The 399-nt window shown below is 61.7% G+C and carries 1 pseudogene; it reads left to right on the top strand.

Annotated features, from left to right (window positions below):
* Positions 1-399, top strand: a pseudogene (locus EN804_RS34970) (gamma-glutamyl-gamma-aminobutyrate hydrolase family protein); the annotation flags it as partial.

Below are 399 nucleotides of genomic sequence, written 5' to 3'. Positions count from 1 at the left end.
CGAGCCCCGGACGCGTCGGCCACATGCTGCTCGAAGAGGGGTTCGAGCTCGATATCAGGCGGCCCCCGCTGGGCGATGCCTTGCCGGAGACGCTGGCCCACCATGCCGGCGCAGTGGTGTTCGGCGGCCCGATGAGCGCCAATGATCCGCATGATTATGTCAAAGCCGAAATCGACTGGCTGAAAGTGCCGCTGAAGGAAAACAAGCCTTTTCTCGGCATCTGTCTCGGTGCGCAGATGTTGTCCAAACATTTGGGCGGCAGGGTGGAAGCCGACAGGGACGGCAAGGTGGAGATTGGCTGGTATCCGCTCCATGCCACCGAACATGGGCGGCTTCTGATGCCGCACTGGCCGAAGATGGTCTATCACTTCCATCGCGAAGGCTTTGAGCTGCCGCGTG

It is taken from the genome of Mesorhizobium sp. M8A.F.Ca.ET.161.01.1.1 (assembly GCF_004792105.1).
Classification (GTDB): Bacteria; Pseudomonadota; Alphaproteobacteria; order Rhizobiales; family Rhizobiaceae; genus Mesorhizobium.
Note: the sequence above shows the minus strand (reverse complement) of the source record. Positions and strands in the feature narration are given on the sequence as shown.